Source organism: Pseudomonas sp. DG56-2 (assembly GCF_004803755.1).
GTDB lineage: Bacteria > Pseudomonadota > Gammaproteobacteria > Pseudomonadales > Pseudomonadaceae > Aquipseudomonas > Aquipseudomonas auratipiscis.
This window is the reverse complement of the sequence record NZ_CP032311.1, coordinates 5,124,172-5,147,452: the sequence shown is the minus strand read 5'-3', so window position 1 is coordinate 5,147,452 and position 23,281 is coordinate 5,124,172. Positions and strand designations below refer to the sequence as shown.

Genomic DNA, 23,281 nt, shown 5'->3' with positions numbered 1-23,281 from the left:
GCTGCTTGGGGTGACCTGCCTGGTGATGCTGGGTCTGTCCCTGAAGCTGTTCTACAGCGGTATGCGCAAGTCCGGAACCGAGCGCACGCTGGAGCGCCTTGGACGGCTGCAGCACAACGCGCCCGCTACGGCCAGCGGGCGCGACTGGCTGGACAAGTTGATGCAACGCGCCGGTCTGGAGCGGCGCAATGATCGCCTGCTGTCGTACCTGCTGTGCTGGGCGCTGTTGTCGTTACTGGTTGCGCTGATGCTGGGCTGGCCGGCGGGCGGCGCGTTGTTGCTGCTCGGTCCGCTGTTGTTCCGCATGTACTTGGGCTGGCGTTACCAGCGGCGTTTGCGGCGCATGATCGAGCAGTTGCCGGTGTTGCTCGACCACAGCGTGCGCAGCCTGAAGTCGGGGCGTACGTTGAGCGATGCCGTTCTGGGCGCTATCGATGCTTCGCGCAATCCGTTGCATGGCGCCATGCAGCGGGTACGGCGCAACGTGCAGATGGGCGTGGATCTGGATGATGCCATGCAGGATCTTGCCGAGCTTTATGATCAGGATGAGCTGCGTCTGTTCGCCTTGGGCTTGCGCATCAATCATCGCTACGGTGGTAACGCCAGCGAGTTGCTGGAGAATTTGATCAAGCTCATTCGCGAGCGTGAGCAGGGTGCCCGGCAACTGCGAGCGATGACCGGCGAAACGCGGATGACCGCCATGGTTCTGGGCTTTTTGCCCGTGGGGATGGCGGCCTATTTCCTGTTCAGCAATCCCAAGTACCTATTGGCCATGTGGAACGACAGTGATGGCCAGTTCATGTTGCTCGGCGCTTTCGGCCTGCAGGTGCTCGGATGCCTGGTGCTGTGGCGCATGTTGCGGAGTATCTGAAATGATCCTGATGCTCAGTGCCGCCCTGTTTTTCGCCGCGTTTGTGCTGTTGCTCGGGCAGTTTCTGCGCCAGCGCCGCAGGCAGCGTCTGGTCGCCCAGCGTTTGCAAGGTCGACTGAACCGTGACAACCGCCTGGATGACTGGATGCAACAGGTGGGCAGCAGTGCGCTTGCCCAGCGACTGCTTAACTTCGACGCGGAAACCCGGCTGCTGCTCGACCGAGTGGGGTGGCGGCGCAGCCGTCAGCGCGCCTTGTTTGCTGCGTGTCAGGTAGGTGTGCCTGTGCTGGCCCTGGGCGTTGGCGTGGCCATCGAGCACACCTTCTATCAGCACAGCCAGAGTGCTTGGCTCGTGGTGCCGATGTGTGCGCTGGGGATTGGTTACCTGCTGCCTAAACGCGTGTTGGCAGTGGCGGCAGCTCGACGTCAGCAACAGATCATTAGTGAAGTGTCGACCTTCATTCCCTTGCTGCGCATTCTGTTCGAATCAGGCTTGGCCGTGGAACAGGGTCTGCGTGTGTTGAGCAAGGAATCGCGGCAACTGCTGCCAGCGCTCAGCGAAGAGTTGCGCGGCATATTGCTTCGGGTCGATTCCGGATTGGCGTTGGCGCCGGAGCTTGAGAAAACTGCACAGCTGTTGGCGGTGGATGAGTTCACTGACACCTGTGTGATTCTTCAGCAGTTGCTTGCCCAAGGTGGCGGGGCGATGAAATCACTGCTGGCGCTCAAGCAACTGCTCGACGACCGGCGGCTGACGCGGATGCAGGAGCGGGTATCGAAGATGTCCGCAAAGATGTCGATGGTGATGATGGTGTTTCTGTTTCCTGCTTTGCTGATTGTGCTGGCCGGTCCCGGCTTCACCGCGTTGGCAAAAGCAATGGGCTCGTGAAGGGAGAGGCATGGATGAAAGCAGTCATGGTAGTCATGAGCCTGTTATTGCTCGGCGGCTGTGCCACCGAGACTGGCGGGCCGTGGTTGGCGTTGCCGGGGAGCAGTGCCAGTTGTGCCAAGCCCGATTCCAGCCAAGAGTTGGCCTTGAGCATGGCGGACGAAATGCTCAATGAAGGCCGTCCCCATGCCAGCCTGGCCCATCTGGAAGTATTGCCTGCCGACATGGCCCAGGTGCGTCTGCGCAAGGCCAAGGTTTTGCGGCTGCTCGGGCGCAGCGAGGCCGAGTCGCTGTATCGCAGTTTGCTCGGTGGTTGCATGGCTGCCGAGGCGGAGCATGGTTTGGGGCAACTGTCGGCAGCGCGCGGTGACAATCTGCAGGCTCAGCGCCATTTGCTGCGTGCCGTTCGCCTGGCGCCCACCAACGAGAAGGTGCGCAATGACCTGGGGGTGGTGTACCTCAATCTGGGCAATGTCGAGCAGGCGCGTTTCGAGTTTCTAACCGCAATTGAGCTCAAGGACAACAATGCATTGGCAGCTGTCAATCTGGTCAGCCTGCTGTTGTATCAGGACAAGTGGCAGCAGGCGGCTGATCTGGTGTCGCGTTTCAACCTCAGCCCCGCGCAATTCAGCGAGGCCAGATCGCGCGCCGATCTGTTGAAAAAATCGGGTACCTCGTCGGTCGCTGCGGATCAGGTGGCGGCGATCCAGGACGGTACTCCTTCACGCGGGCAACAGTGAGGTGTTTATGAAACCAGCAGGGTTACTACTGATTACCTTAGGCTCACTGCCATTGGCTGCCCTGGCAGTTGAGCCACAGCCATCAGCCAAGACGCAAACGGTCACCGAGTCCTGGCTGCAGATACAGGCCAGCAACCGGCAAGCCTCGAAGATCCAGCAGACAGCCACGCCCAAGGAGCGCGAGCAGAGCATGCAGCGCTGGCTGGACAGCTATAAATATGCGCTTCCGGACTTCTACCGTTGGGAGTCGGTCGGTTCGTCCGACAAGTAATCGTCAGTGCGCCGTTACACGCAGATGCAACGGTGAGTTGCCTGGCGCCAGGGCCAATGCCAACTGCGTGCGGTTGTGCATGTGGGTCAGGCGCAGTACCTGCGACACATAGAGCTTGACCGTGTTTTCGGTTATGCCCAGCTCGCAGGCGATCTGGTAGTTGGTCTTGCCTTTGCTGACCAGGCGCGCCACTTCAAGTTGGCGAGGTGAGAGTTTCTCGAAAATGCTCGGAAGGCTGTCGTTGGCAATCGACTCTTCAGCATCGGTAGCACGGCGATGCGCACCCAGGCCGCGGGCTTTTTCCAGGTCTTGATAGAGATCATCGATGGAGTCGGCGAGAAACTGCAGTTTCTGGTTCAGGTCGCCTAAATGCTGGAAGCTCTGCTGGCGTTGCTGCAGCGCAGCCTCCTGGCGCTGCACGCCTTCGAGCAGTTCGTTCAGGTTCACGGGTTTCTGGTAGTAGTCGGCAAAGCCTTCGCGCAACGCCCTGATCAGATCCTGTTTATCATCGCCGCCGGTCAGCATGATGGCTTCGAACAAACGATGCGGGCCGGCAACTACCTTGAGCGCCCTGAACAGCTCTACTCCATCGCACTCCGGCATGTGCAGATCGCACAACACCAGGCCGATGGCGGGATCGGCGGCAAAACACTCAATGGCCTGGGAACTGGACAGGCAGGGCACGCAACAGTAGCCGCTGCTTTGGAGAAACTCGCTTAACTCATCGACGACCAGAGGTTGATCGTCGACCACCAGTATCTTTACCTCACCGACGGCATTTATCACGCGCTGCTCCCTGCTCAGAAGTCCTTGTTTCTTTGGGCCGGGAGCCTTGCAGTTGGCCTCTGGCTCTCTAGAAAGTAGTCGGACTTCGCGATTATGTACACGCGGTGCGACTACTGGACCCACACCGCCGCGAGGATGAACCCTGCAAGGATGAACGGCGCGAAAGGTTGTTTATTTGACGAGTCCTCAGTCAGTTGCTTGATACGGTTCCTAACCTTTTGACTGAGAAGCGACCACAGCCAGCGGCGGCTGGCCAGCCAGAGCAACACCGCAATCCCGGCACCGATAAAAGTGCCCAGCACGTACATGCGATCAGTGGCCAGGGCCAGCGCCGCAAGCAGCTTTACATCACCTGCACCGAAGCGACCGAGCATGTAGCCCGGCAGGGTCAAGAGCATGACGATCGCCAGCGCCCAGCCCCCTTCGCTGGCGTCGGCACCTATCCAGGTGTGTCCGCTAATGAACAAATATCCCAACGCGCATGTCGCTGCGCCCAGGGTCAGGGTGTTGGCAATCTGGCGCTCACGCAGGTCTTGTTCAGCGCACAGGGCAAGCCACATCAGCAGGACAATACTTTGCATCGGCGAAATGCATCCCTTTGTTGTGAATGATTCTATGCTGTCAATCAGGTGTCACTGTCAGGGTAGACGCGATCATGAAAGCAGGCTTGGGGAAACGGCAAAAAGGCGCTGCGGCGCTGGAATTCGTGGCGGTGTTCGTGATCTTTTTCGCAGTCTTCTATGGGGTGGTCAGCTACGGCTTGCCGATGCTGATGCTGCAGTCGTTCAACCAGGCCAGCAGCGAGGCAGTGCGCCGTTGCGTGGCCCTGGACCCAACCAGCGCAAGCTATCGTGATGACGTCGACAAAATGGCCAAGGATGTGCTCGGCAAACAGTTGGCGTGGATGCCCGCATCCTTGGATTTTCAGCTTGCCAGTGATGCCAGCGTTGCGTTGACGCCGGGTAACCTGTTGACGGTAAAAATCGAGTACGCCAAAGCCAAACTGACCGCTGTACTGCCGGTGCTCGACTTACCGGCAATCGGAGAAGTACCGCGATTACCCGCGAGCCTGAAGGCCGAAGCGAGCCTGCAACTTTGAGCGGCGGACAACGGTTGTTCGAGCGTTGGCGTGCGCGCATAACCCCGGTGAGCGTGGTGCCGGAACCTACCGCCCACGTGCCAGCAGTGGGATTGCAGCTATGGCTCGACGATAGTGCCAAGGTACTGCGCATTGCCGGCCCTTTGCGTTCGGCGTTGGCCTTGCCGCAGCACAACGAATCGCGATTGCACGATTACGTGCAGCCCCACAGTTTGCTTGTGCTTGAAGGCGATCTCTTGGACTGGCAGGCCCACCCCCTGGATCTGGATTTCAAGGCGGCCGGTGGCGCCACCCTGCATACCCGTGGCTGGTTGCTGAATCAGTCTGGGGGGTGGTTGTTGCAGCTGTTCGATATCGGCGATCTGTTGCAGCACCGCCAGCAATCGCTGGGCGCCGAACGTCAGCGCCACTTGACCAGCCATTTGGCCGCCGAGTTGCGCAATTGCTCGACTGAACGCTTGGACAAGGTGGCCCAGGAGCAGCTGCAATGGCTGGTTCATCATTGGCGGGCTCATGCCGGACGGGTGTTTTTGCAAGGAGAGCAGGGCTGGAAAACCTATGTCAGCAGCGGTGACCCATTGCATTGGCCCAGCGATGAAACGATCGGGCCGTTGTTGGATCGACTGACGCCGGGACAAGTGGTCTCGAGCACCTCCCATGCAGGCTTGCACAGCCTGCTGGCGCACACCCCTGCTTATTTGCTGCCCTATGGGCAGGGGCACGTGGTCCAGGCCTGGTTGATGTGTTTTGGTTCGTTCGACGCGCTCAACTCGGCAGATGCACTCAGTGCTTGCGCTGCGTATGCCGAGCCGTTGGTGAGCCGTTTGACGACATTTGCTCTGCAACAACAAAGTGAGCGGCTGGACAGCCTGCAACTGCAATTAGGTGCAGGTTGGTGGCAATGGCGATTGTGCGAGACCACTCTGCAACTGGACCCGGGCTTGGCGACAAGCCTGGGAATGCCAACGCAGTTGACCATCAGCCAGTGGCTGAGCCGGGTGCACCCGGCTGACTGCGAGGCCGCGCAACTTGCACTCGGCGAGTTGCAGCGCGATGGCTGTGCCTTGCACCTGAGCCTGCGTTTGCTCGATAACAACCTGGCTGCCAATCCGCGCTGGTATCGCCTGTGCGGACAAGTGCGCGGTAGCGGTGAGCATCGTCACTTGCTGGGCTTCATGCTCGACATCAGTGATAGCAAAAGCCAACAGCTACAGGCCAGCACCGCCCAGGCACGCCTGGAAAACCTGATTGCCAGCTCGCCTGCGGTGATCTACATCCAGCGCTATGTCGAGGGTGCCCTGCAGGCTGAGTTCTTCAGCGCCAGCCTGCAACCGATGCTTGGTTGGACGCAAACAGAGCAAGCACCGCTGCAGCCGGGGCAATGGGTCCACCCCGAAGATCAGGCCCTGTGGCTGGCGCGCACGCGCACGTTGTTGCGCGAGGGTCAGGTACGCAGTCGCTATCGTTTATGTGATCACCATGGCGGTTATCACTGGGTGCTCGATGAAGCGCGCCTGCTGCGAGATGATCTGGGCATGCCGGTCGAAGTCGTCGGGATATGGCTGGATATCACTGAAACAACCGAGGCGACCGAACGTTTGCGGGTCAGTGAAGAACGCTACCGGGTGTTGGTCGAAGACTCTCCGGCAATGATCTGTCGTTACACGCCGGATTTGAACCTGCTGTTCGGCAACCAGCCGCTGGCCGACTACCTGGAGTATCCGCCCGCGCAGTTGAGCGGTATGAACCTGGGACGTTGGATGTCTGCAGCGCAGCGCGAGGAATTTGTTCAACGCCTTGCCAGTCTGAGCGTGGCGCAGCCGGTGAGTACTGCAGAAATCTGCCTGGAGTTGCCGGGGCGCGAGCATGCCTGGTGGGTGTGGGCGGACCGTGGCCTGTTCGACGATCAAGGGCGCTTGGTAGAAGTGCAGGCCGTGGGACGCGACAACACACAGGTGCGCCGGACCCATCAGCAGCTGATGCAAAGTGCAAAAATGGCCACGCTCGGCGAAATGGCCACCGGCCTTGCCCATGAGATCAACCAGCCTCTGAATGTGATGCGCATGGCCGTGGTCAACGCGTTGAAGCGGCTGGAGAACGGCGACGTGCAGATTGACTATCTGCAGGACAAGCTCAAACGTATCGACGCGCAGGTGCTGCGTGCCTCGCGAGTGGTGGATCACATGCGCGTTTTCGGTCGCCGCTCGGCGGTCGAGCCGCAGTTGTTCGAGCCCTGGCAGGCCGCGGACGGTGCCTTGTCGCTGCTAGCCGATGGCTTGCGCGGCAAAGGCGTGGAGCTACGCGTTACCAAACCGCAAGCGCAGTGTCTGGTGAGCGGCCATCAAGACCAGTTGGAGCAAGTGTTGATCAACTTGCTGGTCAATGCGCGTGATGCGTTGCTGGCACGGCGCGAACAGCATCGCCAATTGCAGCCCTGGATCAGCTTGCGCATGGAAGTGGATGAGCCCCAGGTACGGATCTTGGTCGAAGACAATGGCGCGGGTATCGAGCCTCGTCTGCTGGAACGGATTTTCGAACCCTTCTTCACCACCAAGCCTGTCGGTGTCGGCACCGGCCTGGGCTTGTCGGTCAGTTACGGGATCGTCAACGCCATGGGTGGCTGTCTGAGCGTAAAGAACAGTACGGAGGGGGCTCGGTTCTGTATCGAACTCCCCACTCAAAGCACCAACTGAGCACGACTGCTGGAACAGGTCAGGTTGGCCCCGACTTCAACTTTGACCAGATCGATGCCCAGGGCTTTGAGCAAGGCATTGACCAGCGGATCTACCAAGGGGCTCAACAGATGTCTGATCAAGGGCTCGAGAATGGCTTTGACGTCGTTCAGGAGCCCGGCAGTCAGCGTCAATATGCCACCCAGGAGGTTGCCGTTGAGGGGCTTGTATGCCTGTAGCTCAATGCCATCGATGGTCTGGTTCAGACTGCTGATGATGTCACTGGCGGTTGTGCTCAGGTAAGCAGGTGCCTGGTCGATGTTAGGCGGTGTGTGCTCGGCAGGTGCAAATTTGAGGTTAGTGGCAGTGCTTGCCAACAAGGTGGTGTTCACCTTCAGGCCAATGCCTCCTCCGGCAAACGGAACCCGAGTGCCGCACACGGCTGGAAGAAACAGAAGCCGACTGCAAACATTGGTGCCGATATCAATCAGCGGTAGTGGGGTTACCGCATTCACGCCGGTGGCAAAAAAGGCGTTGCGATCCTTGAACTGTCCCACCGCCAGATCGGTTGCTGCACTGTCAGTGCGTGCGGTCAGGGTTTTTTCCGGCGCGCAGCTGTAGCCACTCACCTGGCTGGTAGCGCGTGCTACCTCGATACCGACATCCAGACTGACAGTGCCTGGCAGTAGTTGGATATCACTGACTTTGCAAGGAATGCCCAAGGCACAGGTCAACGACTCCACGGTGCCGAATAAATTGAGGCCAAGCAGATTGTTGAGGATGTTGGTCAAGGGCGTGGCAAGGTCAAGCACGGCGTTGACCAGACCGATGACGGTTTTCAGCACCGGCAGATCGAGGGAAATCAATGTTCGTATCTGTGCTGTGTGCACCTTGATCAGGTCGGTCTGCGGGTTGCCGATGGCAGAAATCTGCTGGGGTTCGATCACCTTGATGCGGACCTTGCCATTGACCAGTCCCAACACGTTGATCGGCATTTCGACGACGGCGGCGCTGTCCTTGGTCGACAGCAGGATCACGCTTTGCAGCAGATCCAGCACTTGCAGACTGGCATCCAGGCCGGCTTTGGTCGTGCCACTTTGCAGGTCGAGTATGTCGCCCAGATGGAGTATCCGAGTACTGTCGACACCAACGACAAGCTTGCTCAGGTTATTCACCACATCGACTGCCGCACCGCCCCTTTGCAGCACTTTCAGGGCGGCTTCGATCAGTTTTGCCGCGCTGGCATCGGCGCGCAGCAGTTGCTGGTAATCACCGGCGCTGACCCCCACTTCGATTGCCAACTGGTCGAGGTAGCTGAGGAGATTTATCTCGGTTTTCGCCAGGCCCTGCCAGCCCAGCAGGTCGAGCTGAACGTGGCCACCCAGGGGATCTACCAACGCATTTAGCAGCGCTGACTGGCGTGTGTCGACAGTCGCCAGGGTGCTGCGAATACGTAGCATCGCCTGCGGCGGTTTAGGGGTGGCGGCGACTGCGCGGGCACTCAAGAGAGTGGTATCGGGGATGCTGTTGCCATTGACCAGAGACCACACCCCTGCGGCGACACTGGTGGCAACCTGGGTAGTGGCGATCACGCGGATTGCTTCGTTGCGCGACAAATCGACACTGAAGCTGCGCAAGCTGTTGGCCCCGGTTTGCAGTCGACCGCAGGTGGTTTCAAGCGATTGCCCGGCACTCAGCTCGAAGCCGTTGCGAGCAGCGCCTACTCGGGCCAAGGTGTCGGCGCGTGGCCCGCTGCCGGTGCAGACAGCACTTTGGCCTGCCGCCTCCAGCGCGGCCATATCGGCAATTCGCTGCAAGCGGCGCTGTTCCAGGTAGAGTCTACTGCTGTCGATCACCATCAACATGAACATCAAGCCCATGCCCAGGGTCAGGGCAGCGATCAGGCCGATAGCACCGCGCTGCCTTGCGGGGAAGCGAGAAGACACGCGCACTCCTTTGCCCCGCGTTGAGGCCCCTGAACTCACACCCAATTGGCAAGAGTGTAGTCAGGTTGCTGGCCATTTGCCTTTAACGTGGTGGATAGTTCGACAGGGCGTTGGTTACAGTCTTCTGGATCGCCTCGCTGCGTTCTTCGGGGCTAGGTGGATAGTTGTTCATGATTTGCTCGGCACTGCCGCGCCAAACCAGCTTGCCATCCTTGCCATCGAACATGTCGACCTGGATGGTTGCCACCTTGTAATCGACGCTACGGGTTTCGTTGTACATCGGCCCGCCCCAGTAGTTGCCCCAGTAGCCACCCCAGGCGCCGCCGTAGTTGGTGGTGATCTGTTGCTGACGGTCCTCGACGATCAGGTATGTCTGTACTTTCAGATCACCTTGGCTATTGCCCTGCGCCGGGCGCAAGCCACGTTGATCGAGTTGGCCGGCGACGGCCTGGCGGATGCGCTGCTCGGTCAGATCGCTCTTGATCCGGGGATCATCGGGGCGGTACTGCAATGCAGGCTCCTGCCAGACCCAGCTGCGATAGGCAGCAAAATCGCGGCTGGCGTCATAGTCCTGAGTCACGTTGTGGTTTGAACAAGCACCCAACAACACCAATAACGAGAGTAAAGCGAAACGGCGCAGCATGATGGATCTCCAATTACCTTTTAACTGGGAGGATAGCCGTTGAGGGCCTTCTTGACCGATTCGCGCAATGCGTCTTCGCGTTCGCGCTGAGTACCCTGGCTGGTCGCCTCGGCACTGGCGCTCCAGACTGCCTTACCGTCGCGGGCGTCGAACAGGTCGACCTGAACTACCATCACTTCTACCTCATAGGTGCGGACCAGCGGAACGCTAATGGCGGCACCATAACCGTCGTGGTACCGGCCAACACTGCCGTAGCCGCCAACACCGCCGTAGGGATAGCCTCCGTAAGGGTAGCCGCCATAGGGATAGCCACCATAGGGATAGTAGTCATCGCGGACCTGACGCAGGCGGCGTTCCAGGTGCAGATTGGCGCTTACCAGCAAATCACCTTGGCCCTCGCGCGCCGGACGCAGGCCGCGCTGGTCCAGGGCGGTGCTCACCGCATCGGCCAATTGCGCGGGTTCAGTCAGGGCGGCACCGCTGGGTAACTGGCCATCGCGCCAGGCCCAGCTACGGTAACGGCCGTAGTCCAGGGTTGGCGCCGGGTAAGCGCTGGCATCAAAGGTTGTGGCCGCCTGCGGTGGCGCAGGCGGCAGCGGACGGGAGCTGGCGACATAAGGGTTGCTGCTCTGGCAGGCTGCCAGTGTCAGGCACAACAGACCCAGGGTAAAACGGTACGGCATGTCACTCTCCCGGCGCGCTTCAGCTTGGTCGACAGATCCAGTGCAGGTAACGCCCCAACCCGGCAAAGGCGGGATGGCGCCGATGCGCCAGCTCCATTTCCAGCAGGTCGAGCAGTTCGGCCTTGGACTGGAACTCCACCGGCATGTAATCGTGAAACACCCGCACTCCGCTTTCTGTTTCGACCTGCCACAGACCTTCAAGTTGCGCCTTGAGCGTGCGCGGATCAAGCGGTTTTTGCGGGGTCAGGCTCTGCTTCTCGCCGGCCATGTCATTGCTTCGCAACTTGCGAAAATGGCCTTTGAGCAGATTGCGATAAACCAGTGCATCGCGATTGTAGAACGCCAATGACAGCAGGCCATCACTGCGGGTCAACTGGTGCAGGACCGGCAGGATGGTTTCCGGCTCGGCGAGCCATTCCAGGACTGCATGACACAGCACAAGATCATAGGGCTCGGTCAGTTGTCCGAGCAGTTCCTGCCAGGGCGCCTGGATAAAGGTGGCCTGCTGGCCGGCTTCGGCAAACCGTGCGCGGGCCCCTTCGAGCATGGGTGCAGCGGGCTCGGCCAGGGTGACCTGATGACCGCGCTCCGCCAGCCACAGGGCCATGTGACCCAGACCAGCACCAATATCGAGCACGCGTAGCGGCCGTTCGGGCAAGGCGTCGGCGAGGTCGGCCTGCAATACCGCAAGGCGGATCGCACCTTTGGCACCGCCATAGATTTTCTCGGCAAAACGCGTGGCCAGGGCGTCGAAATGTCGGTCTTTCATCGCGCAAAACGCCTTTCGCTGTCGGCCAGTTTGGCGCGCACTACCTGCTCCATGTCCAGGCCTAGCTCGCTGCACAGTAGTAGCAGATACAGCACCACATCGCCGACCTCCTGACCTGCATGCGCCAGTTGTTCGGGCGATAGCTGCCGCGACTGGTCCTCGCTGAGCCACTGGAAAATTTCAACCAGTTCGGCCATTTCGACACTGGCGGCCATGGCCAGGTTTTTTGGGCTATGGAAGCCGCGCCAATCATTGTTGTCACGGATGCTGTGCAGGCGTTGGGTCAGTTCGTGCAGGTTCATCAAAGCTCTCCTCAAGCCGCATAGCTTCAGGCGGGCGCCTTCGCAACGCAAGAGCTCCGTTTCACTCCAGTTGCCGCCAGGCACCGCGCATATGCACCAACCCGCCATGACCGTCCAGGCGCAGTTGGCCTTCAATGGCGGTAGGGCTTGCGTTGAGGATCACCTCGCTGGGCAGGCGCACGGGTTTGAGAAAATCCACCGCGAATGCGTATTTGCTCACCGGCAAATGGTTGCGCAAAGCCGCCAGCGTCATGGCCTTGGTCCACATGCCGTGGGCAATGGCGGTGGGAAAGCCGAACAGTTTTGCACTGGTAGCACTCAGATGGATCGGGTTGTAGTCGCCACAGACCTTGGCGTAGCGCCGGCCGATATCGCTGTCGGCGTACCAGCGGGTCAGTTCTTCCAGCGGTTCGTCGGCGGGCGCTTCGCTGGCCGTGGGCTCGCCTGCCAGTTTCACGCCGCGACACAGCATGCGGCTGGTTTCGGACCAGAGCAGACCCAGCGCGTCTTCGGCTTCGGTGATCAGGTCGCAAGTGGCGCCTTTTTCGTGTGCTTGCAGGTTATCCACGTAGACCGAGAAACGCAGGCGGCTGATGCCGCCGAGGGGGCGTACAACGCGGATGCTGTTGTGTAGATGGACCAGACCCAGCAGCGGAAAAGGAAAGGTCTTGTCGGTCAGCAACTGCATCTGCAAGGCAAACGCCATCACATGGGGAAAGGTTGGCGGCAAGCGTCCGTCATCACCGAAATGGCAGAGCTTGCGATAACTTTCCAATTGCTTCGATTGGACGTCCAGGTAACAGCGCAGGCCGATCTCCGGGAGGGTGTCACCGCTGATCTTGCGTTTGCGTACGGCGCGCAGATAGAGACTTGAGAGTGCCAGGGTATTGCTCAGATCCTGCCAGTGTCTAGTCATGGTCAGGCCCCCATTACGGCCTGGCCGCAGACGCGCAGGACCTGGCCGTTGACAGCGCCAGACCCCGGTTGCGCCAGCCAGGCGATGGCTTCGGCGACATCCTGGGGCAGGCCGCCCTGGCCCAACGAACTCATGCGCCGTCCGGCTTCGCGCAGGGCGAAGGGAATAGCGGCAGTCATGCGGGTTTCTATGAAACCTGGGGCCACGGCATTGATACTACCGCCGCGCTCAGCCAGTTTTGTTGACCAGGCCTGGGCCATGCCAATGAGCCCGGCCTTGCTGGCGGCATAGTTGGATTGGCCCCGGTTACCGGCAATGCCACTGATCGATGCCAGCAGGACGATGCGGGCGTTGTCGTGCAGGGTGCCGCTATCGAACAGCGCCTGGGTCAGCAACTGCGGCGCTTTGAGGTTCACAGCCAGCACCGAGTCCCAGTATTCCGGGGTCATGTTGGCGAGGGTCTTGTCGCGGGTAATACCGGCGTTGTGTATGACGATGTCGATACCCTCAGGGAGGGCTTCAATCAGTTGTGCCGGTGCATCGGCGGCACAGATGTCGAGGGTCAGGCTGCGGCCACCCAGGCGTGCAGCCAGGGCTTCGAGGTCGGTTTTGGCTTGGGGAACATCAAGTAGCACAACGTCGGCGCCGTCACGGGCCAGGGTCTCGGCGATGGCGGCACCGATACCTCGGGCGGCTCCAGTAACCAAGGCCTTGCGCCCGGCCAATGGCCGTGTCCAGTCCTGCACCTGGGGCGCGCAGGCTTCCAGACACAGGACCTGTCCGGAAACGAAAGCACTCTTGGGCGAGAGGAAAAAGCGCAGAGCGCCTTCGAGTTGATCGTCGGCTTTGTCGCTGACATACAGCAACTGCAGGGTGCCGCCGGCGCGTAACTCCTTGGCCAGCGAGCGACTGAAGCCTTCCAGGGCGCGCTGGGTGATCTGCGCAGATACATCATCCAACTGCTCCGGTGCCCTGCCGAGTATCACCACATGAGCGCAACTCTGCAGGCTGCGCAGCAGGGGTTGGAAAAATTCGCGCAACTGCTTGAGTTGATCGCTGTCGTTCAGTTCGCTGGCGTCGAAAACCACCGCCTTGAGTTTCGGACCAAGGCCTGCGACCCATTCCGTCGCGCTCAGGTCGGGGCTGGCAAAACTGTAGACCTCATCGGTCAGACGCTGGGCAAAAGCTTCGATTTTGTTTGCCAGAGGGCCTCCGCCCAGCAGCAAGGCACCTTCGACAGGCCGCAGGCGACCAGCGCTCCAACGTTCCAGGCGAGCGGGACTTGGCAGGCCCACGGCACCAACCAGGCGGCGGCCAAGGTCGGAATTGGCGAAGTCGATATAGCGGTCGCTCATGTGCGGCTCTCCCTGAAATTAAGCTTCAAAGTGTGGACCATCTTTGCCCGTTGGTCGTTCGAACCCTGAAAAAAGCACCTACGCTGGTTGTGGTCTGTACCTTCGATACTATCGGGTGACAGCCGTTTCATGATTGACCAGGATTAATTGCCCTACAGAGGACCTTACGCATGCGCTCATTGCGCCGAGTCGCGATTATTGGCGGCAACCGGATTCCCTTCGCACGTTCCAATGGTGCCTATGCCGGCGCCAGCAATCAGGCAATGTTTACCGCTGCCCTCGAAGGACTGATCGAGCGCTACGGCTTGCATGGCCTGCAACTGGGGGAAGTCGCCGCAGGCGCGGTGCTCAAGCACTCCCGAGACATGAACCTGACCCGCGAGTGTGTGCTCGGTTCGCGCCTGTCGGCGCAGACACCGGCCTATGACGTGCAGCAGGCGTGCGGCACGGGGCTGGAGACTGCCCTGCTGGTGGCCAACAAGATTGCCTTGGGGCAGATCGACTGTGGCATCGCCGGGGGAGTTGATACCACCTCCGATGCTCCCATTGCGGTGAGCGAGGGTTTACGTCACATCTTGTTGCAAGCCCACCGCGGCAAAACCATGGCCGACAAGCTCAAGGCGTTTCTCAAGTTGCGTCCTGGGCATTTGAAGCCGGAAATTCCTCGTAACGTTGAGCCGCGCACGGGACTTTCCATGGGCCAGCATTGCGAGTTGATGGCGCAAACCTGGCACATCCCGCGCCTGCCCCAGGACGAATTGGCCCTGCTCAGCCATCAACACATGGCAGCAGCTTTCAGTCAGGGCTGGCATGACGATCTGCTAACCCCTTTTCTGGGTCTGACTCGCGACGACAACCTGCGTGCCGACCTGACCCTGGACAAGCTTGCCAGCCTCAAACCGGTGTTCGAGACCGGTGATAAAGGCACCCTGACTGCCGGCAACTCCACGCCACTGACCGACGGTGCATCGGTAGTTCTGCTCGCCAGTGAAGACTGGGCGCGGGAGCACAACCTTGATGTAATGGCGTACCTGGTCGACGGTGAAACAGCCGCGGTGGACTTCGTCAAAGCCCAGGAGGGGCTGCTGATGGCGCCTACCTACGCGGTGCCACGCATGCTGGCGCGTAATGGTTTGTGCCTGCAGGACTTCGATTTCTATGAGATCCATGAAGCTTTCGCTGCCCAGGTGCTATGTACGCTCAACGCCTGGGAAGATTCCGAATACTGTCGGCAACGCTTGGGATTGACTGAGCCGTTGGGCGCGATCGATCGCAGTAAGCTCAATGTCAAAGGCAGTTCATTGGCGGCGGGGCACCCATTTGCTGCAACCGGGGGCCGCATCCTGGCCAATATGGCCAAGCTGCTGGCCACGACCGGCAAGGGCCGCGGCCTGATTTCGATCTGCGCCGCAGGTGGTCAGGGCGTCACGGCGATCATCGAGCGTTGACCAGCGTGGCTGAAGCGAACGGGGTAGGACGATTGGCATAGTGCTCGGCCATGATCGAGCAGACGATCAGTTGCAGCGGATGGTAGATCATGATCGGCAGCAGGATCAGCCCCAACCCGGGATGCGCACCGAAGATCAACGCAGCCATTGGCGCGCCGGCGGCCAGGGACTTCTTGCTGGCGCAGAACACTGCAGCAATCTCGTCGGCCGGGTTCAAATGCAGCGCCCGGGCTGTGCGAGTGGTCAGCCAAAGGACGAGTGCCAGCAACAGCGCACTGCCCACCAGTGCGGTGAGCAATACCGAGCTACCTTGTTGCTGCCACATGCCCGAGACCATCGAGTTGCAGAACGCGGCATAGACCAGCAGCAGGATCACCACCTTGTCCATGATGTTGGTGTAACGCTTATGCCGGGAGAAAAAACAGCCCAGCCAGGGACGCAGCAATTGCCCGAGTACCAATGGCGCCAACAGCAGCGCACAGAGGTCCAGCAGCGTGGCTCCCAGATCGATGCCGTTGCTGCCGGTGCCAACCACCAGGCTGACCAGCCACGGAGTGATGAATATACCCAGGACACTGGAGAGGCTGGCATTGAGAATCGCCGCCGGGACGTTGCCCCCAGCGCTACCGGTCAAGGCAACCGAGGATGAGATGGTCGAGGGCAGGGCGCACAGGTAGAAAAAGCCGAGCATCAATAGCGCTGGAACATGACTGCCAAGCAGTGTGTTCACCAGCCACCAGAGTGCCGGGAAAACGATGAAGGTGAACCCCTGCACCATCATGTGCAGACGGCTGTTTTTCAGGCCGTGGCCAATTTGTTCACTGGACAGGTTGATGCCGTGCAGGAAAAACACCAGGAACACGCCGACATTGATCACTGATTCGGCATGCAGGGCGCCGCCACTGCGGCCAATGTCGGGAAACAGCCAGGCCAGAAAGGTGGCGAGGAACATGCCGCACAGAAACCAGTCGGTAACGACGCGTTTGAGGTGTTTGAGCACTTGCATAGGCGGGCCTGCGAATCATTTTGTAATCGTTGAGCACACAGGCTACGCTCGGCAGATGGTTACCGTCTTGCGACATAAGGCCAAGTGATGCCGATTAACGGACAACAGCCTGCACCCCGTCAGATTCCAGCACTGGAGCGGTTACCGCGGGCGCTGTATGCACGGGCGGAAAGCCTCGGAGCAGGTTCCTGGACGCCACGGCATCAGCATGACTGGGTGCAATTTTCTTATGCGATCAGTGGCGTGCTCGGTGTCTACACCGATGAAGGCAGCTACTTTGCTCCGCCTCAATGGGGTATCTGGATTCCAGCCGGAGTGGAGCACGAGGTGGTCACCTCGATGCAAGCGGAAATGCGCAGCCTGTATGTACGCCGCGAAGAAGCTGGCTGGGCGCCAGGGCAGTGCCGGGTATTGGAAGTCACGCCGCTGGCGCGAGAATTGATCAAACAGTTCTGCTTGTTGCCGGTGAACTATCCCGAAGGCGACAGCGCTGAAGCACGACTGGTGGCGGTGTTGCTGGATCAGTTGCAGGCATTGCCGCAGGTAGGCTTTTCCTTGCCCTTGCCTAAACACCCGCGCTTGCTTGAAGTGTGCAACGAATTGCTCGCCCACCCGCAGCACGGGCAAACGCTGGGGCAATGGGCGCAGCGCCTGAACACCTCGGAGAAAACCTTGATGCGTTTGTTCCAGCGTGAAACCGGTTTGAGCTTTCGCGGCTGGCGCCAGCGCATGCGCCTACTGTCTTCTCTGACGGCGCTGGAGGCCGGGCAAAGTGTCACCGAAGCCGCGCTAGGTTGCGGTTACGACTCCACCTCGGCCTACATTGCAGCGTTCAAGGGCCTGTTCGGCTTCACTCCGGGTGAGTTGCGCCTTTAGTTACTCCCACGTAGTTAGGCCCACGGCGGCGTTCAGGTACGGAACCTGCGCACCAGCGCATCCAGTTCGTTGGACAAGCCCGCAAGGCTTTGTGAGTCCTGGCGCGCCGAGTTGGCCAGTTCAGCCACCAATTGCGCGTCACCATGAATCTGGCTGATATGCCGGTTGATGTCTTCGGCCACCTGGTGCTGTTCTTCGGCCGCCGTGGCAATTTGGGTGTTCATGTCGCGAATGACGTCGACTGACTCGCGAATCTGTCCAAAACTGCTGCGCGCCATTCCAATGCGGTTGACCGACAATTGCGAGATCTCCAGGCTGGCATGCATTTGCTGGGCGACTTCGCTGGTGCGATTGGCGAGGTTTCCGAGCAGACCGTCGATCTCGGCGGTGGAGTCGGCGGTACGTTTGGCCAAGGCCCGAACTTCGTCGGCTACCACGGCAAAACCGCGGCCCTGTTCACCTGCGCGGGCGGCTTCGATGGCTGCGTTAAGGGCCAGCAGGTTGGTTTGCTCGGCAATCGAACGAATGGTGCCAAGAATCGATTGAATAGCATTGCTGTCACGTTCCAGTTGCTGCATCGATTGCGCTGACTGTTGAATCTCCTGGCTCAGGCGATCGACGCTTTGCACCGCGTCGTCGATCTGCTGCTGGCCTTCGCGCGCCTGTTGTTGACCGCTGTCGGCCGAATCTGCCGCCTGGCTGCAAGAACGGGCAACCTCGTTGGCGGTGGCAACCATTTCGTGGAAGGCTGTCGACACCATATCTACCGCTTCGCGCTGACGCCCGGCCGCTTCGGCCATGTCGTGGGAAACCTGAGTGGAGCTGCTGGAGGTCGCAAGGATTTTACTGGCGGCCTGACCGATGCTCTGAATCAGGTTGCGGATGGCTGCCAGGAACTGGTTGAACCAACTGGCCAATTGCGCGGTTTCGTCGCGCCCGCGAACCTCGAGGCTACGGGTCAGATCACCTTCGCCTTGGGCGATGCCTTCCAGGCCATTGGTAACACTGTGGATCGGTCGCACGATCAGTTTGGCGAAGGTGGCGCCAACCAGTGCGAACACACCCGCCAGCACCAGGGCGATGATCGATACAATCCAGGTCAGTTGAGTAGCGCCCTGCATGACTTCGTCGTGACGTATCAGACCGATGAAGTTCCAGCCCAACTGCTCCGAGGGCCAGACATTGGCCATGTAGCGCTCACCGTCGAGTTCGACCTCGACCAGCCCTTTACCGGCCTTGGCCAGCTGCGCGTAGCCATCGCCGAGGGTGGCCAGGTTTTTGAAGTTGTGTGCGGGGGCGCGGGGGTCGACCAGTACGTTGCCGTTATCTTCGAGCAGCATCAGGTAGCCACTCTCACCCAGTTTGATCTGCTTGATGATTTCGGTCAGTTGCTTGAGCGACACGTCGATGTTGACCACCCCGCCTGGATTGCCAAGCTGGTTGGCGACGGCGCGCACGGTGCTGACCAGCACCGCGTCGTCACTGGCCCAGTAGTACGCGTCGGTGCGCAGGGTCTTGCCCGGACTGGCCATTGCGGCCTGATACCAAGGGCGTTGGCGCGGGTCATAGTTGGCCATCTTTGGATCGCCCGGCCAGAAGGCATAACCACCGTCACTCAGTCCGTAGGACACATAGGCATAGGCCGGATGGCTGGCCGCCAGGCTTGCAAACATATTGAAGAGCTTTTGGTCTTGCTCGCTCTGAACAATCTGCGCAGCATCGGCGCTCATATGCTTCTTGACGTCGTTGCCGCTGGCGCTGATCAACGGCTGAGCGGCCAGATAGTCGACGTTCTGACTGATGCCCTCGAAGAACAGCTGCATGGCGTTGGCCACTTGGCGAATTTCGCGATTACTGCCATCAACGAAACCTTCTTTGGCCTCACTGCGTAAATTGAGGACGACCAGCGTGGCGACCAGGATGACAGGCAAACCGGCGATAACGGCAAAGGCCCATGTCAGTTTTTGTTTGATGTTCATCCGCGCTCCAGAATTTTTCTTGTAAACACACGAGGCTGCTTCAGACTGCATCGGCCATTTGTTTCAGAAATAAAGTCCGACCTCGGTTAAAGTCCGGTATTCATTGGGAACTAACGTCGGAAATGACTACTCCCTCGTCAGTGCCCATAAAAAGAATGGCAAGTCAGACGGATTGCCGTTACAACGCTGTGCGGTCTTGAAACAGCGAAAAGCCGGTGCAGTACCGGTAACCTACAAAAAATTACGTGTCTGGCAGAACAGGACCCCCGACAAAAGCCGATGAAGACTCCAAAACGCATTGAACCACTGGTTGAAGATGGACTGGTCGATGAGGTACTCCGACCGCTGATGAGTGGCAAGGAGGCCGCCGTGTACGTGGTGCGCTGCGGAAAGGAATTGCGCTGTGCCAAGGTCTACAAAGAGGCGAACAAGCGCAGCTTCCGTCAGGCGGCCGAGTATCAGGAAGGGCGTAAAGTACGCAACAGCCGTCAGGCCCGAGCCATGGCCAAAGGCTCCAAGTACGGACGCAAGGAGGCTGAGGACGCCTGGCAGAACGCCGAGGTGGCTGCTCTGTTCCGACTCGCCAATGCGGGTGTGCGGGTGCCGCGCCCCTACGACTTTCTCGACGGTGTACTGCTGATGGAGCTGGTGGCCGACGAACATGGTGATGCCGCTCCTCGGCTCAACGATGTGTACCTGGAGCCGGATCAAGCGCGCGAATATCACGCTTTCGTGATTCGTCAGATCGTGCTGATGCTATGTGCGGGCCTCGTGCATGGCGACTTGTCGGAGTTCAACGTGCTGCTGGGGCCGGAAGGGCCGGTGATCATCGACTTGCCACAAGCGGTGGATGCGGCGGGTAACAACCACGCATTCAGCATGCTGGAGCGTGATGTCGGCAACATGGCGGCGTACTTCGGGCGCTTTGCCCCGGAACTCCGGAAAACCCGATATGCCCATGAAATGTGGGCCCTGTACCAGTCTGGTGACTTGTTGCCGGAGAGCGAGCTTACGGGGCAGTTCGCGCTGGACGAGCACACGGCTGATGTCAAAGGAGTTATGCGCGAGATTGACGCAGCGCGCTTCGATGAGGCCCGTCGGCGTGCCATCAGAGAGGACGCCGAGCGGGGTTCGAGCAAGGACGAGGAACCAGCCCCGCCCTGGATGCAGTAGTGCGTCAGTGACAGCAACTGCCCCCGGCTGCCAGATCCTTGAGGATCGGGCAGTCCGGGCGATCGTCGCCGTGGCAATGAGTGACCAGCTCGCTCAAGGTATCGCGCAGGCTTACCAGTTCTTCGATGCGTCGGTTCAGATCATCGATGTGTTGGCTGGCCAGGGCCTTGACGTCGGCACTGGCGCGCTGGCGGTCCTGCCACAGGGTCAGCAGGCGGGCGACTTCTTCCAGTGAAAACCCCAGATCTCTCGAACGCTTGATGAACGCCAGTTGGTGCAAGTCTTCCTGCTGGTACAAGCGATAGCCACTGTCGCTGCGCACCGCCGGCTTGAGCAAACCAATCGACTCGTAGTAGCGGATCATCTTGGCGCTCAGTCCGGAGCGCCGGGCGGCTTGACCGATGTTCATTGCACGTCGTCCTGTGATGGGGTTTCAGGCTTCCAGGTTTTCAATAGCAGCGCGTTGCTGACCACGCTGACACTCGACAAGGCCATCGCGGCGCCAGCTAGCACCGGGTTGAGCATGCCGAAGGCGGCCAGTGGAATGCCAATGAGGTTGTAGATGAATGCCCAGAACAAGTTCTGCCGAATCTTCGCATAGGTTTTGCGGCTGATTTCCAATGCTGCCGGCACCAGGCGTGGATCACCGCGCATCAGGGTGATGCCCGCGGCTTGCATGGCCACGTCAGTGCCACCGCCCATGGCGATGCCGATATCGGCTGCCGCCAGTGCGGGGGCGTCGTTGATACCGTCACCCACCATTGCCACAACGCCTGACTGCTTGAGCTCGGCAACTTTTGCCGCTTTGTCTCCTGGTAGCACCTCGGCGTGTACGTCGGTAATGCCCAATGCCTGGGCGACGACGTTGGCGCTGCCACGGTTATCGCCGGTGAGCAGGTGACTGCTGATGCCTTGATCGGCGAGCTTCTGCACCGCTTGCCCGGCACCTGGCTTGAGGCTGTCACCGAAGGCAAACAGCCCCAATACGCGCACCTGCGGACTACGCTCGATCAACCAGGACAAGGTGCGGCCTTCGGCCTCCCAGGCTGTGGCGCTGGCTTGCAAGTCACCCGCTTGCAGACCGCTTTCATCGAGCATGCGCCGGTTGCCGAGGGCCAGGTCACGGCCGTCCAGGCTGCCGGCGATGCCACGCCCGGTCAGGGACTGGCTGTTGCTGATGTCCGCGACCGGTAAACCCTGTTCTTCACAAGCGTCGAGCACGGCTTTGGCCAAAGGGTGTTCGCTACCGCGTTGCAGGGCACCGGCAAGTTGCAGCAAATCAGCCGGTTCGCCGACCGCAGCCTGGCTGTGGACGATCCGTGGGCTGCCAGAGGTCAGAGTACCGGTCTTGTCGAATACCACGCGGTTGACCGCATGGGCTCGCTCCAGCGCTTCGGCGTCCTTGATCAGAATACCGTGACGCGCAGCGACCCCTGTGCCAGCCATGATCGCCGTAGGCGTTGCCAGGCCAAGCGCACATGGGCAAGCAATCACCAATACAGCGACCGCGTTGATCAAGGCTGTTTCAATCGGCGCACCGGCTAGCCACCAGCCAACCAGGGTAATCAGCGCCAGCACCAGCACGGCTGGCACGAACACCTGGCTGACGCGGTCCACCAGCTTCTGAATGGGGGCCTTGGCTGCCTGGGCGTCTTCTACCAGGCGAATGATGCGTGCCAGTACCGTTTCGGTGCCCAGGGCCTGGGTGCGCACCAGCAGGCGGCCTTCGCCGTTGATCGCCCCGCCGGTGACCTTGTCGCCCGGTTGTTTGGGCACTGGCAGGCTTTCACCGCTGATCAGCGCTTCGTCAGCATGGCTTTGGCCTTCGCTGACTTCACCGTCCACCGGGAAGCGTTCGCCGGGCTTGACCACAACGGTATCGCCAACACGCAGTTCGCTGATCGCCACATCGCGTTCCTGGCCATCGACCAGCAGCAGGGCGCGTTCCGGCCGCAAGGCTTCGAGGGCACGAATAGCGCTGGCTGTCTGGCGCTTGGCACGGCTTTCCAGGTACTTGCCGAGCAGAATCAGGGCAATGACCACGGCCGAAGCTTCAAAATACAAGTGCGGCATGACACCGGGGCTTGCCTGGGCCCACTCATAGATACTCAAGCCATACCCAGCGCTGGTCCCGATGGCGACCAGCAAGTCCATGTTACCGGCGCCGGCACGTACCGCTTTCCAGGCCGCCACATAGAAACGCGCACCCAGAATGAATTGCACCGGGGTCGCCAGAACGAATTGGGCCCACGCCGGCAGCATCCAGTGAATGCCGAACGGCTGTAGCACCATGGGCAGCACCAATGGCAGTGCCAGTATGACGGCCAAGGCCACCAACCAGCGCTCCTTGCGCAGGCGCCGCTCGGCATCGACCTGGTTCGCCTTCGGGCTTTGCGGCAAGCTGGCGGTGTAACCGGCATGGACAACCGCGTCGATCAGTACCGCGTTATTGATCTGGCCGAGCACCTGCACATGGGCGCGCTCACTGGCCAGATTGACGCTGACGTGTTGCACACCGGGTATCTTGGCCAACGCGCGTTCCACCCTGCCGGCGCAAGATGCGCAGGTCATACCGCCAATCTGCAGCTCAAGGGTTTGGCTTGGCACGTGGTAGCCGGCTTGTTCGACCGCTTCGACAAGGGCCGGCAGGCTATCGGCGGATGCTTGAATTCGCGCCTGTTCGGTGGCGAGGTTGACGCTGACCGTTTCGGCGCCACTGACTTTGCGCAGCGCTCGCTCGACCCTGCCAGCACAGCTGGCACAGGTCATTCCGGAAATGGGCAGATCGAATGTGGTAGATGCAGACATGGCAATCCTCCTGGGTTGGCCACAGCTTCAACCTTTCCACGCTGGTAAG

Annotated in this window: 22 protein-coding genes and 1 pseudogene; 9 read left to right on the top strand and 14 right to left on the bottom strand. The window is 60.2% G+C overall.

The window, feature by feature from the left end; translation table 11 throughout:
- Positions 1-25 precede the first annotated feature (25 nt).
- From D3Z90_RS23670 to D3Z90_RS23655, 4 genes are read left to right on the top strand one after another with little or no spacing between them, the layout of a single operon-like run.
- The gene (locus D3Z90_RS23670; RefSeq protein WP_136479034.1) at positions 26-871 is read left to right on the top strand and encodes a type II secretion system F family protein; all 846 of its coding nucleotides are present in this window, start codon (positions 26-28) and stop codon (positions 869-871) included.
- 1 nt (position 872) lies between these two features.
- Complete coding sequence (locus D3Z90_RS23665) at positions 873-1,760, top strand: type II secretion system F family protein (RefSeq protein ID WP_178084196.1); 888 nt, start codon at positions 873-875, stop codon at positions 1,758-1,760.
- A gap of 14 nt (positions 1,761-1,774) precedes the next feature.
- A complete protein-coding gene (locus D3Z90_RS23660; RefSeq protein ID WP_136478305.1) occupies positions 1,775-2,500 on the top strand; it encodes a tetratricopeptide repeat protein in 726 nt (241 codons plus the stop codon).
- A gap of 7 nt (positions 2,501-2,507) precedes the next feature.
- Positions 2,508-2,771: a DUF3613 domain-containing protein gene (locus D3Z90_RS23655; protein ID WP_136478304.1), complete on the top strand. Its 264-nt coding sequence runs from the start codon at positions 2,508-2,510 to the stop codon at positions 2,769-2,771.
- Between the two features lie 3 nt (positions 2,772-2,774).
- Here the strand turns inward: D3Z90_RS23655 and D3Z90_RS23650 are convergent, their stop codons facing one another.
- Together D3Z90_RS23650 and D3Z90_RS23645 are read right to left on the bottom strand one after the other, a co-directional pair.
- A complete protein-coding gene (locus tag D3Z90_RS23650) occupies positions 2,775-3,557 on the bottom strand; it encodes a response regulator transcription factor (protein ID WP_136478303.1) in 783 nt (260 codons plus the stop codon).
- A gap of 110 nt (positions 3,558-3,667) precedes the next feature.
- Complete coding sequence (locus D3Z90_RS23645) at positions 3,668-4,138, bottom strand: prepilin peptidase (RefSeq protein ID WP_136478302.1); 471 nt, start codon at positions 4,136-4,138, stop codon at positions 3,668-3,670.
- Between the two features lie 74 nt (positions 4,139-4,212).
- On the opposite strand from D3Z90_RS23645, the gene D3Z90_RS23640 reads away from it, so the two are divergent.
- Both D3Z90_RS23640 and D3Z90_RS23635 read left to right on the top strand, forming a co-directional pair.
- Positions 4,213-4,656: a TadE/TadG family type IV pilus assembly protein gene (locus D3Z90_RS23640; RefSeq protein ID WP_136478301.1), complete on the top strand. Its 444-nt coding sequence runs from the start codon at positions 4,213-4,215 to the stop codon at positions 4,654-4,656.
- Complete coding sequence (locus D3Z90_RS23635) at positions 4,653-7,349, top strand: PAS domain-containing sensor histidine kinase (protein WP_136478300.1); 2,697 nt, start codon at positions 4,653-4,655, stop codon at positions 7,347-7,349. The genes D3Z90_RS23640 and D3Z90_RS23635 overlap by 4 nt, the downstream gene beginning before the upstream one ends.
- Here D3Z90_RS23635 and D3Z90_RS23630 read toward each other — a convergent pair.
- From D3Z90_RS23630 to D3Z90_RS23600, 7 genes are all read right to left on the bottom strand, one after another.
- A complete protein-coding gene (locus D3Z90_RS23630; RefSeq protein WP_256658282.1) occupies positions 7,334-9,274 on the bottom strand; it encodes a pilus assembly protein TadG-related protein in 1,941 nt (646 codons plus the stop codon). The two genes, D3Z90_RS23635 and D3Z90_RS23630, sit on opposite strands and share 16 nt — an antisense overlap.
- 82 nt (positions 9,275-9,356) lie before the next feature.
- Positions 9,357-9,917: a DUF4136 domain-containing protein gene (locus D3Z90_RS23625; RefSeq protein ID WP_136478299.1), complete on the bottom strand. Its 561-nt coding sequence runs from the start codon at positions 9,915-9,917 to the stop codon at positions 9,357-9,359.
- A 20-nt stretch (positions 9,918-9,937) separates the two neighbouring features.
- Positions 9,938-10,600, bottom strand: coding sequence for a DUF4136 domain-containing protein (locus tag D3Z90_RS23620; RefSeq protein ID WP_136478298.1), 663 nt, complete (start codon positions 10,598-10,600; stop codon positions 9,938-9,940).
- A 19-nt stretch (positions 10,601-10,619) separates the two neighbouring features.
- Positions 10,620-11,369 (bottom strand): methyltransferase domain-containing protein, encoded by a 750-nt coding sequence (locus D3Z90_RS23615; protein ID WP_136478297.1) that lies wholly within the window; start codon positions 11,367-11,369, stop codon positions 10,620-10,622.
- A complete protein-coding gene (locus D3Z90_RS23610) occupies positions 11,366-11,671 on the bottom strand; it encodes a MazG-like family protein (RefSeq protein ID WP_136478296.1) in 306 nt (101 codons plus the stop codon). The genes D3Z90_RS23615 and D3Z90_RS23610 overlap by 4 nt, the downstream gene beginning before the upstream one ends.
- 61 nt (positions 11,672-11,732) lie before the next feature.
- Positions 11,733-12,587 carry a MaoC family dehydratase gene (locus D3Z90_RS23605; RefSeq protein WP_136478295.1) on the bottom strand — a complete coding sequence of 285 codons (855 nt, stop codon included), beginning with the start codon at positions 12,585-12,587 and terminating at the stop codon, positions 11,733-11,735.
- 2 nt (positions 12,588-12,589) lie between these two features.
- The gene (locus D3Z90_RS23600) at positions 12,590-13,942 is read right to left on the bottom strand and encodes a 3-oxoacyl-ACP reductase (protein ID WP_136478294.1); all 1,353 of its coding nucleotides are present in this window, start codon (positions 13,940-13,942) and stop codon (positions 12,590-12,592) included.
- A gap of 170 nt (positions 13,943-14,112) precedes the next feature.
- On the opposite strand from D3Z90_RS23600, the gene D3Z90_RS23595 reads away from it, so the two are divergent.
- Positions 14,113-15,390 (top strand): acetyl-CoA C-acetyltransferase, encoded by a 1,278-nt coding sequence (locus tag D3Z90_RS23595; protein WP_136478293.1) that lies wholly within the window; start codon positions 14,113-14,115, stop codon positions 15,388-15,390.
- Here the strand turns inward: D3Z90_RS23595 and D3Z90_RS23590 are convergent.
- A complete protein-coding gene (locus D3Z90_RS23590; protein WP_136478292.1) occupies positions 15,377-16,396 on the bottom strand; it encodes a bile acid:sodium symporter family protein in 1,020 nt (339 codons plus the stop codon). The two genes, D3Z90_RS23595 and D3Z90_RS23590, sit on opposite strands and share 14 nt — an antisense overlap.
- 87 nt (positions 16,397-16,483) lie before the next feature.
- Here D3Z90_RS23590 and D3Z90_RS23585 point away from each other — a divergent pair, with 87 nt between their 5' ends.
- Complete coding sequence (locus D3Z90_RS23585; protein ID WP_136478291.1) at positions 16,484-17,272, top strand: helix-turn-helix transcriptional regulator; 789 nt, start codon at positions 16,484-16,486, stop codon at positions 17,270-17,272.
- A gap of 32 nt (positions 17,273-17,304) precedes the next feature.
- Here the strand turns inward: D3Z90_RS23585 and D3Z90_RS27480 are convergent, their stop codons facing one another.
- Both D3Z90_RS27480 and D3Z90_RS27475 read right to left on the bottom strand, forming a co-directional pair.
- Positions 17,305-18,033: a methyl-accepting chemotaxis protein gene (locus D3Z90_RS27480; RefSeq protein ID WP_371922335.1), complete on the bottom strand. Its 729-nt coding sequence runs from the start codon at positions 18,031-18,033 to the stop codon at positions 17,305-17,307.
- A 129-nt stretch (positions 18,034-18,162) separates the two neighbouring features.
- Positions 18,163-19,251, bottom strand: a pseudogene (locus D3Z90_RS27475) (cache domain-containing protein); the annotation flags it as partial.
- A gap of 279 nt (positions 19,252-19,530) precedes the next feature.
- On the opposite strand from D3Z90_RS27475, the gene D3Z90_RS23575 reads away from it, so the two are divergent.
- Positions 19,531-20,424, top strand: coding sequence for a PA4780 family RIO1-like protein kinase (locus D3Z90_RS23575; RefSeq protein ID WP_136478289.1), 894 nt, complete (start codon positions 19,531-19,533; stop codon positions 20,422-20,424).
- A 4-nt stretch (positions 20,425-20,428) separates the two neighbouring features.
- On the opposite strand, the gene cueR is transcribed toward D3Z90_RS23575, so the two are convergent.
- The gene (cueR, locus tag D3Z90_RS23570) at positions 20,429-20,833 is read right to left on the bottom strand and encodes a Cu(I)-responsive transcriptional regulator (RefSeq protein ID WP_136478288.1); all 405 of its coding nucleotides are present in this window, start codon (positions 20,831-20,833) and stop codon (positions 20,429-20,431) included.
- Positions 20,830-23,232, bottom strand: a complete 2,403-nt coding sequence (locus D3Z90_RS23565) for a heavy metal translocating P-type ATPase (protein WP_136478287.1) — start codon at positions 23,230-23,232, stop codon at positions 20,830-20,832. Before D3Z90_RS23565 ends, cueR begins: the two co-directional genes overlap by 4 nt.
- Between the last annotated feature and the right edge of the window lie 49 nt (positions 23,233-23,281).

What these genes read in the sequence shown, in the direction of transcription:
- D3Z90_RS23665 (WP_178084196.1), top strand. Translation starts at nt 873, where the DNA reads ATGATCCTGATGCTCAGTGCCGCCCTGTTTTTCGCCGCGTTTGTGCTG.
- D3Z90_RS23620 (WP_136478298.1), bottom strand. Translation starts at nt 10,600, where the DNA reads ATGCCGTACCGTTTTACCCTGGGTCTGTTGTGCCTGACACTGGCAGCC.
- D3Z90_RS23600 (WP_136478294.1), bottom strand. Translation starts at nt 13,942, where the DNA reads ATGAGCGACCGCTATATCGACTTCGCCAATTCCGACCTTGGCCGCCGC.
- D3Z90_RS23610 (WP_136478296.1), bottom strand. Translation starts at nt 11,671, where the DNA reads ATGAACCTGCACGAACTGACCCAACGCCTGCACAGCATCCGTGACAAC.
- D3Z90_RS23615 (WP_136478297.1), bottom strand. Translation starts at nt 11,369, where the DNA reads ATGAAAGACCGACATTTCGACGCCCTGGCCACGCGTTTTGCCGAGAAA.
- D3Z90_RS23575 (WP_136478289.1), top strand. Translation starts at nt 19,531, where the DNA reads ATGAAGACTCCAAAACGCATTGAACCACTGGTTGAAGATGGACTGGTC.
- D3Z90_RS23660 (WP_136478305.1), top strand. Translation starts at nt 1,775, where the DNA reads ATGAAAGCAGTCATGGTAGTCATGAGCCTGTTATTGCTCGGCGGCTGT.
- D3Z90_RS23565 (WP_136478287.1), bottom strand. Translation starts at nt 23,232, where the DNA reads ATGTCTGCATCTACCACATTCGATCTGCCCATTTCCGGAATGACCTGT.
- D3Z90_RS23625 (WP_136478299.1), bottom strand. Translation starts at nt 9,917, where the DNA reads ATGCTGCGCCGTTTCGCTTTACTCTCGTTATTGGTGTTGTTGGGTGCT.
- D3Z90_RS23670 (WP_136479034.1), top strand. Translation starts at nt 26, where the DNA reads ATGCTGGGTCTGTCCCTGAAGCTGTTCTACAGCGGTATGCGCAAGTCC.
- D3Z90_RS23585 (WP_136478291.1), top strand. Translation starts at nt 16,484, where the DNA reads ATGCCGATTAACGGACAACAGCCTGCACCCCGTCAGATTCCAGCACTG.
- D3Z90_RS23590 (WP_136478292.1), bottom strand. Translation starts at nt 16,396, where the DNA reads ATGCAAGTGCTCAAACACCTCAAACGCGTCGTTACCGACTGGTTTCTG.
- D3Z90_RS23605 (WP_136478295.1), bottom strand. Translation starts at nt 12,587, where the DNA reads ATGACTAGACACTGGCAGGATCTGAGCAATACCCTGGCACTCTCAAGT.
- D3Z90_RS23595 (WP_136478293.1), top strand. Translation starts at nt 14,113, where the DNA reads ATGCGCTCATTGCGCCGAGTCGCGATTATTGGCGGCAACCGGATTCCC.
- cueR (WP_136478288.1), bottom strand. Translation starts at nt 20,833, where the DNA reads ATGAACATCGGTCAAGCCGCCCGGCGCTCCGGACTGAGCGCCAAGATG.
- D3Z90_RS23655 (WP_136478304.1), top strand. Translation starts at nt 2,508, where the DNA reads ATGAAACCAGCAGGGTTACTACTGATTACCTTAGGCTCACTGCCATTG.
- D3Z90_RS23645 (WP_136478302.1), bottom strand. Translation starts at nt 4,138, where the DNA reads ATGCAAAGTATTGTCCTGCTGATGTGGCTTGCCCTGTGCGCTGAACAA.
- D3Z90_RS27480 (WP_371922335.1), bottom strand. Translation starts at nt 18,033, where the DNA reads ATGGTGTCGACAGCCTTCCACGAAATGGTTGCCACCGCCAACGAGGTT.
- D3Z90_RS23640 (WP_136478301.1), top strand. Translation starts at nt 4,213, where the DNA reads ATGAAAGCAGGCTTGGGGAAACGGCAAAAAGGCGCTGCGGCGCTGGAA.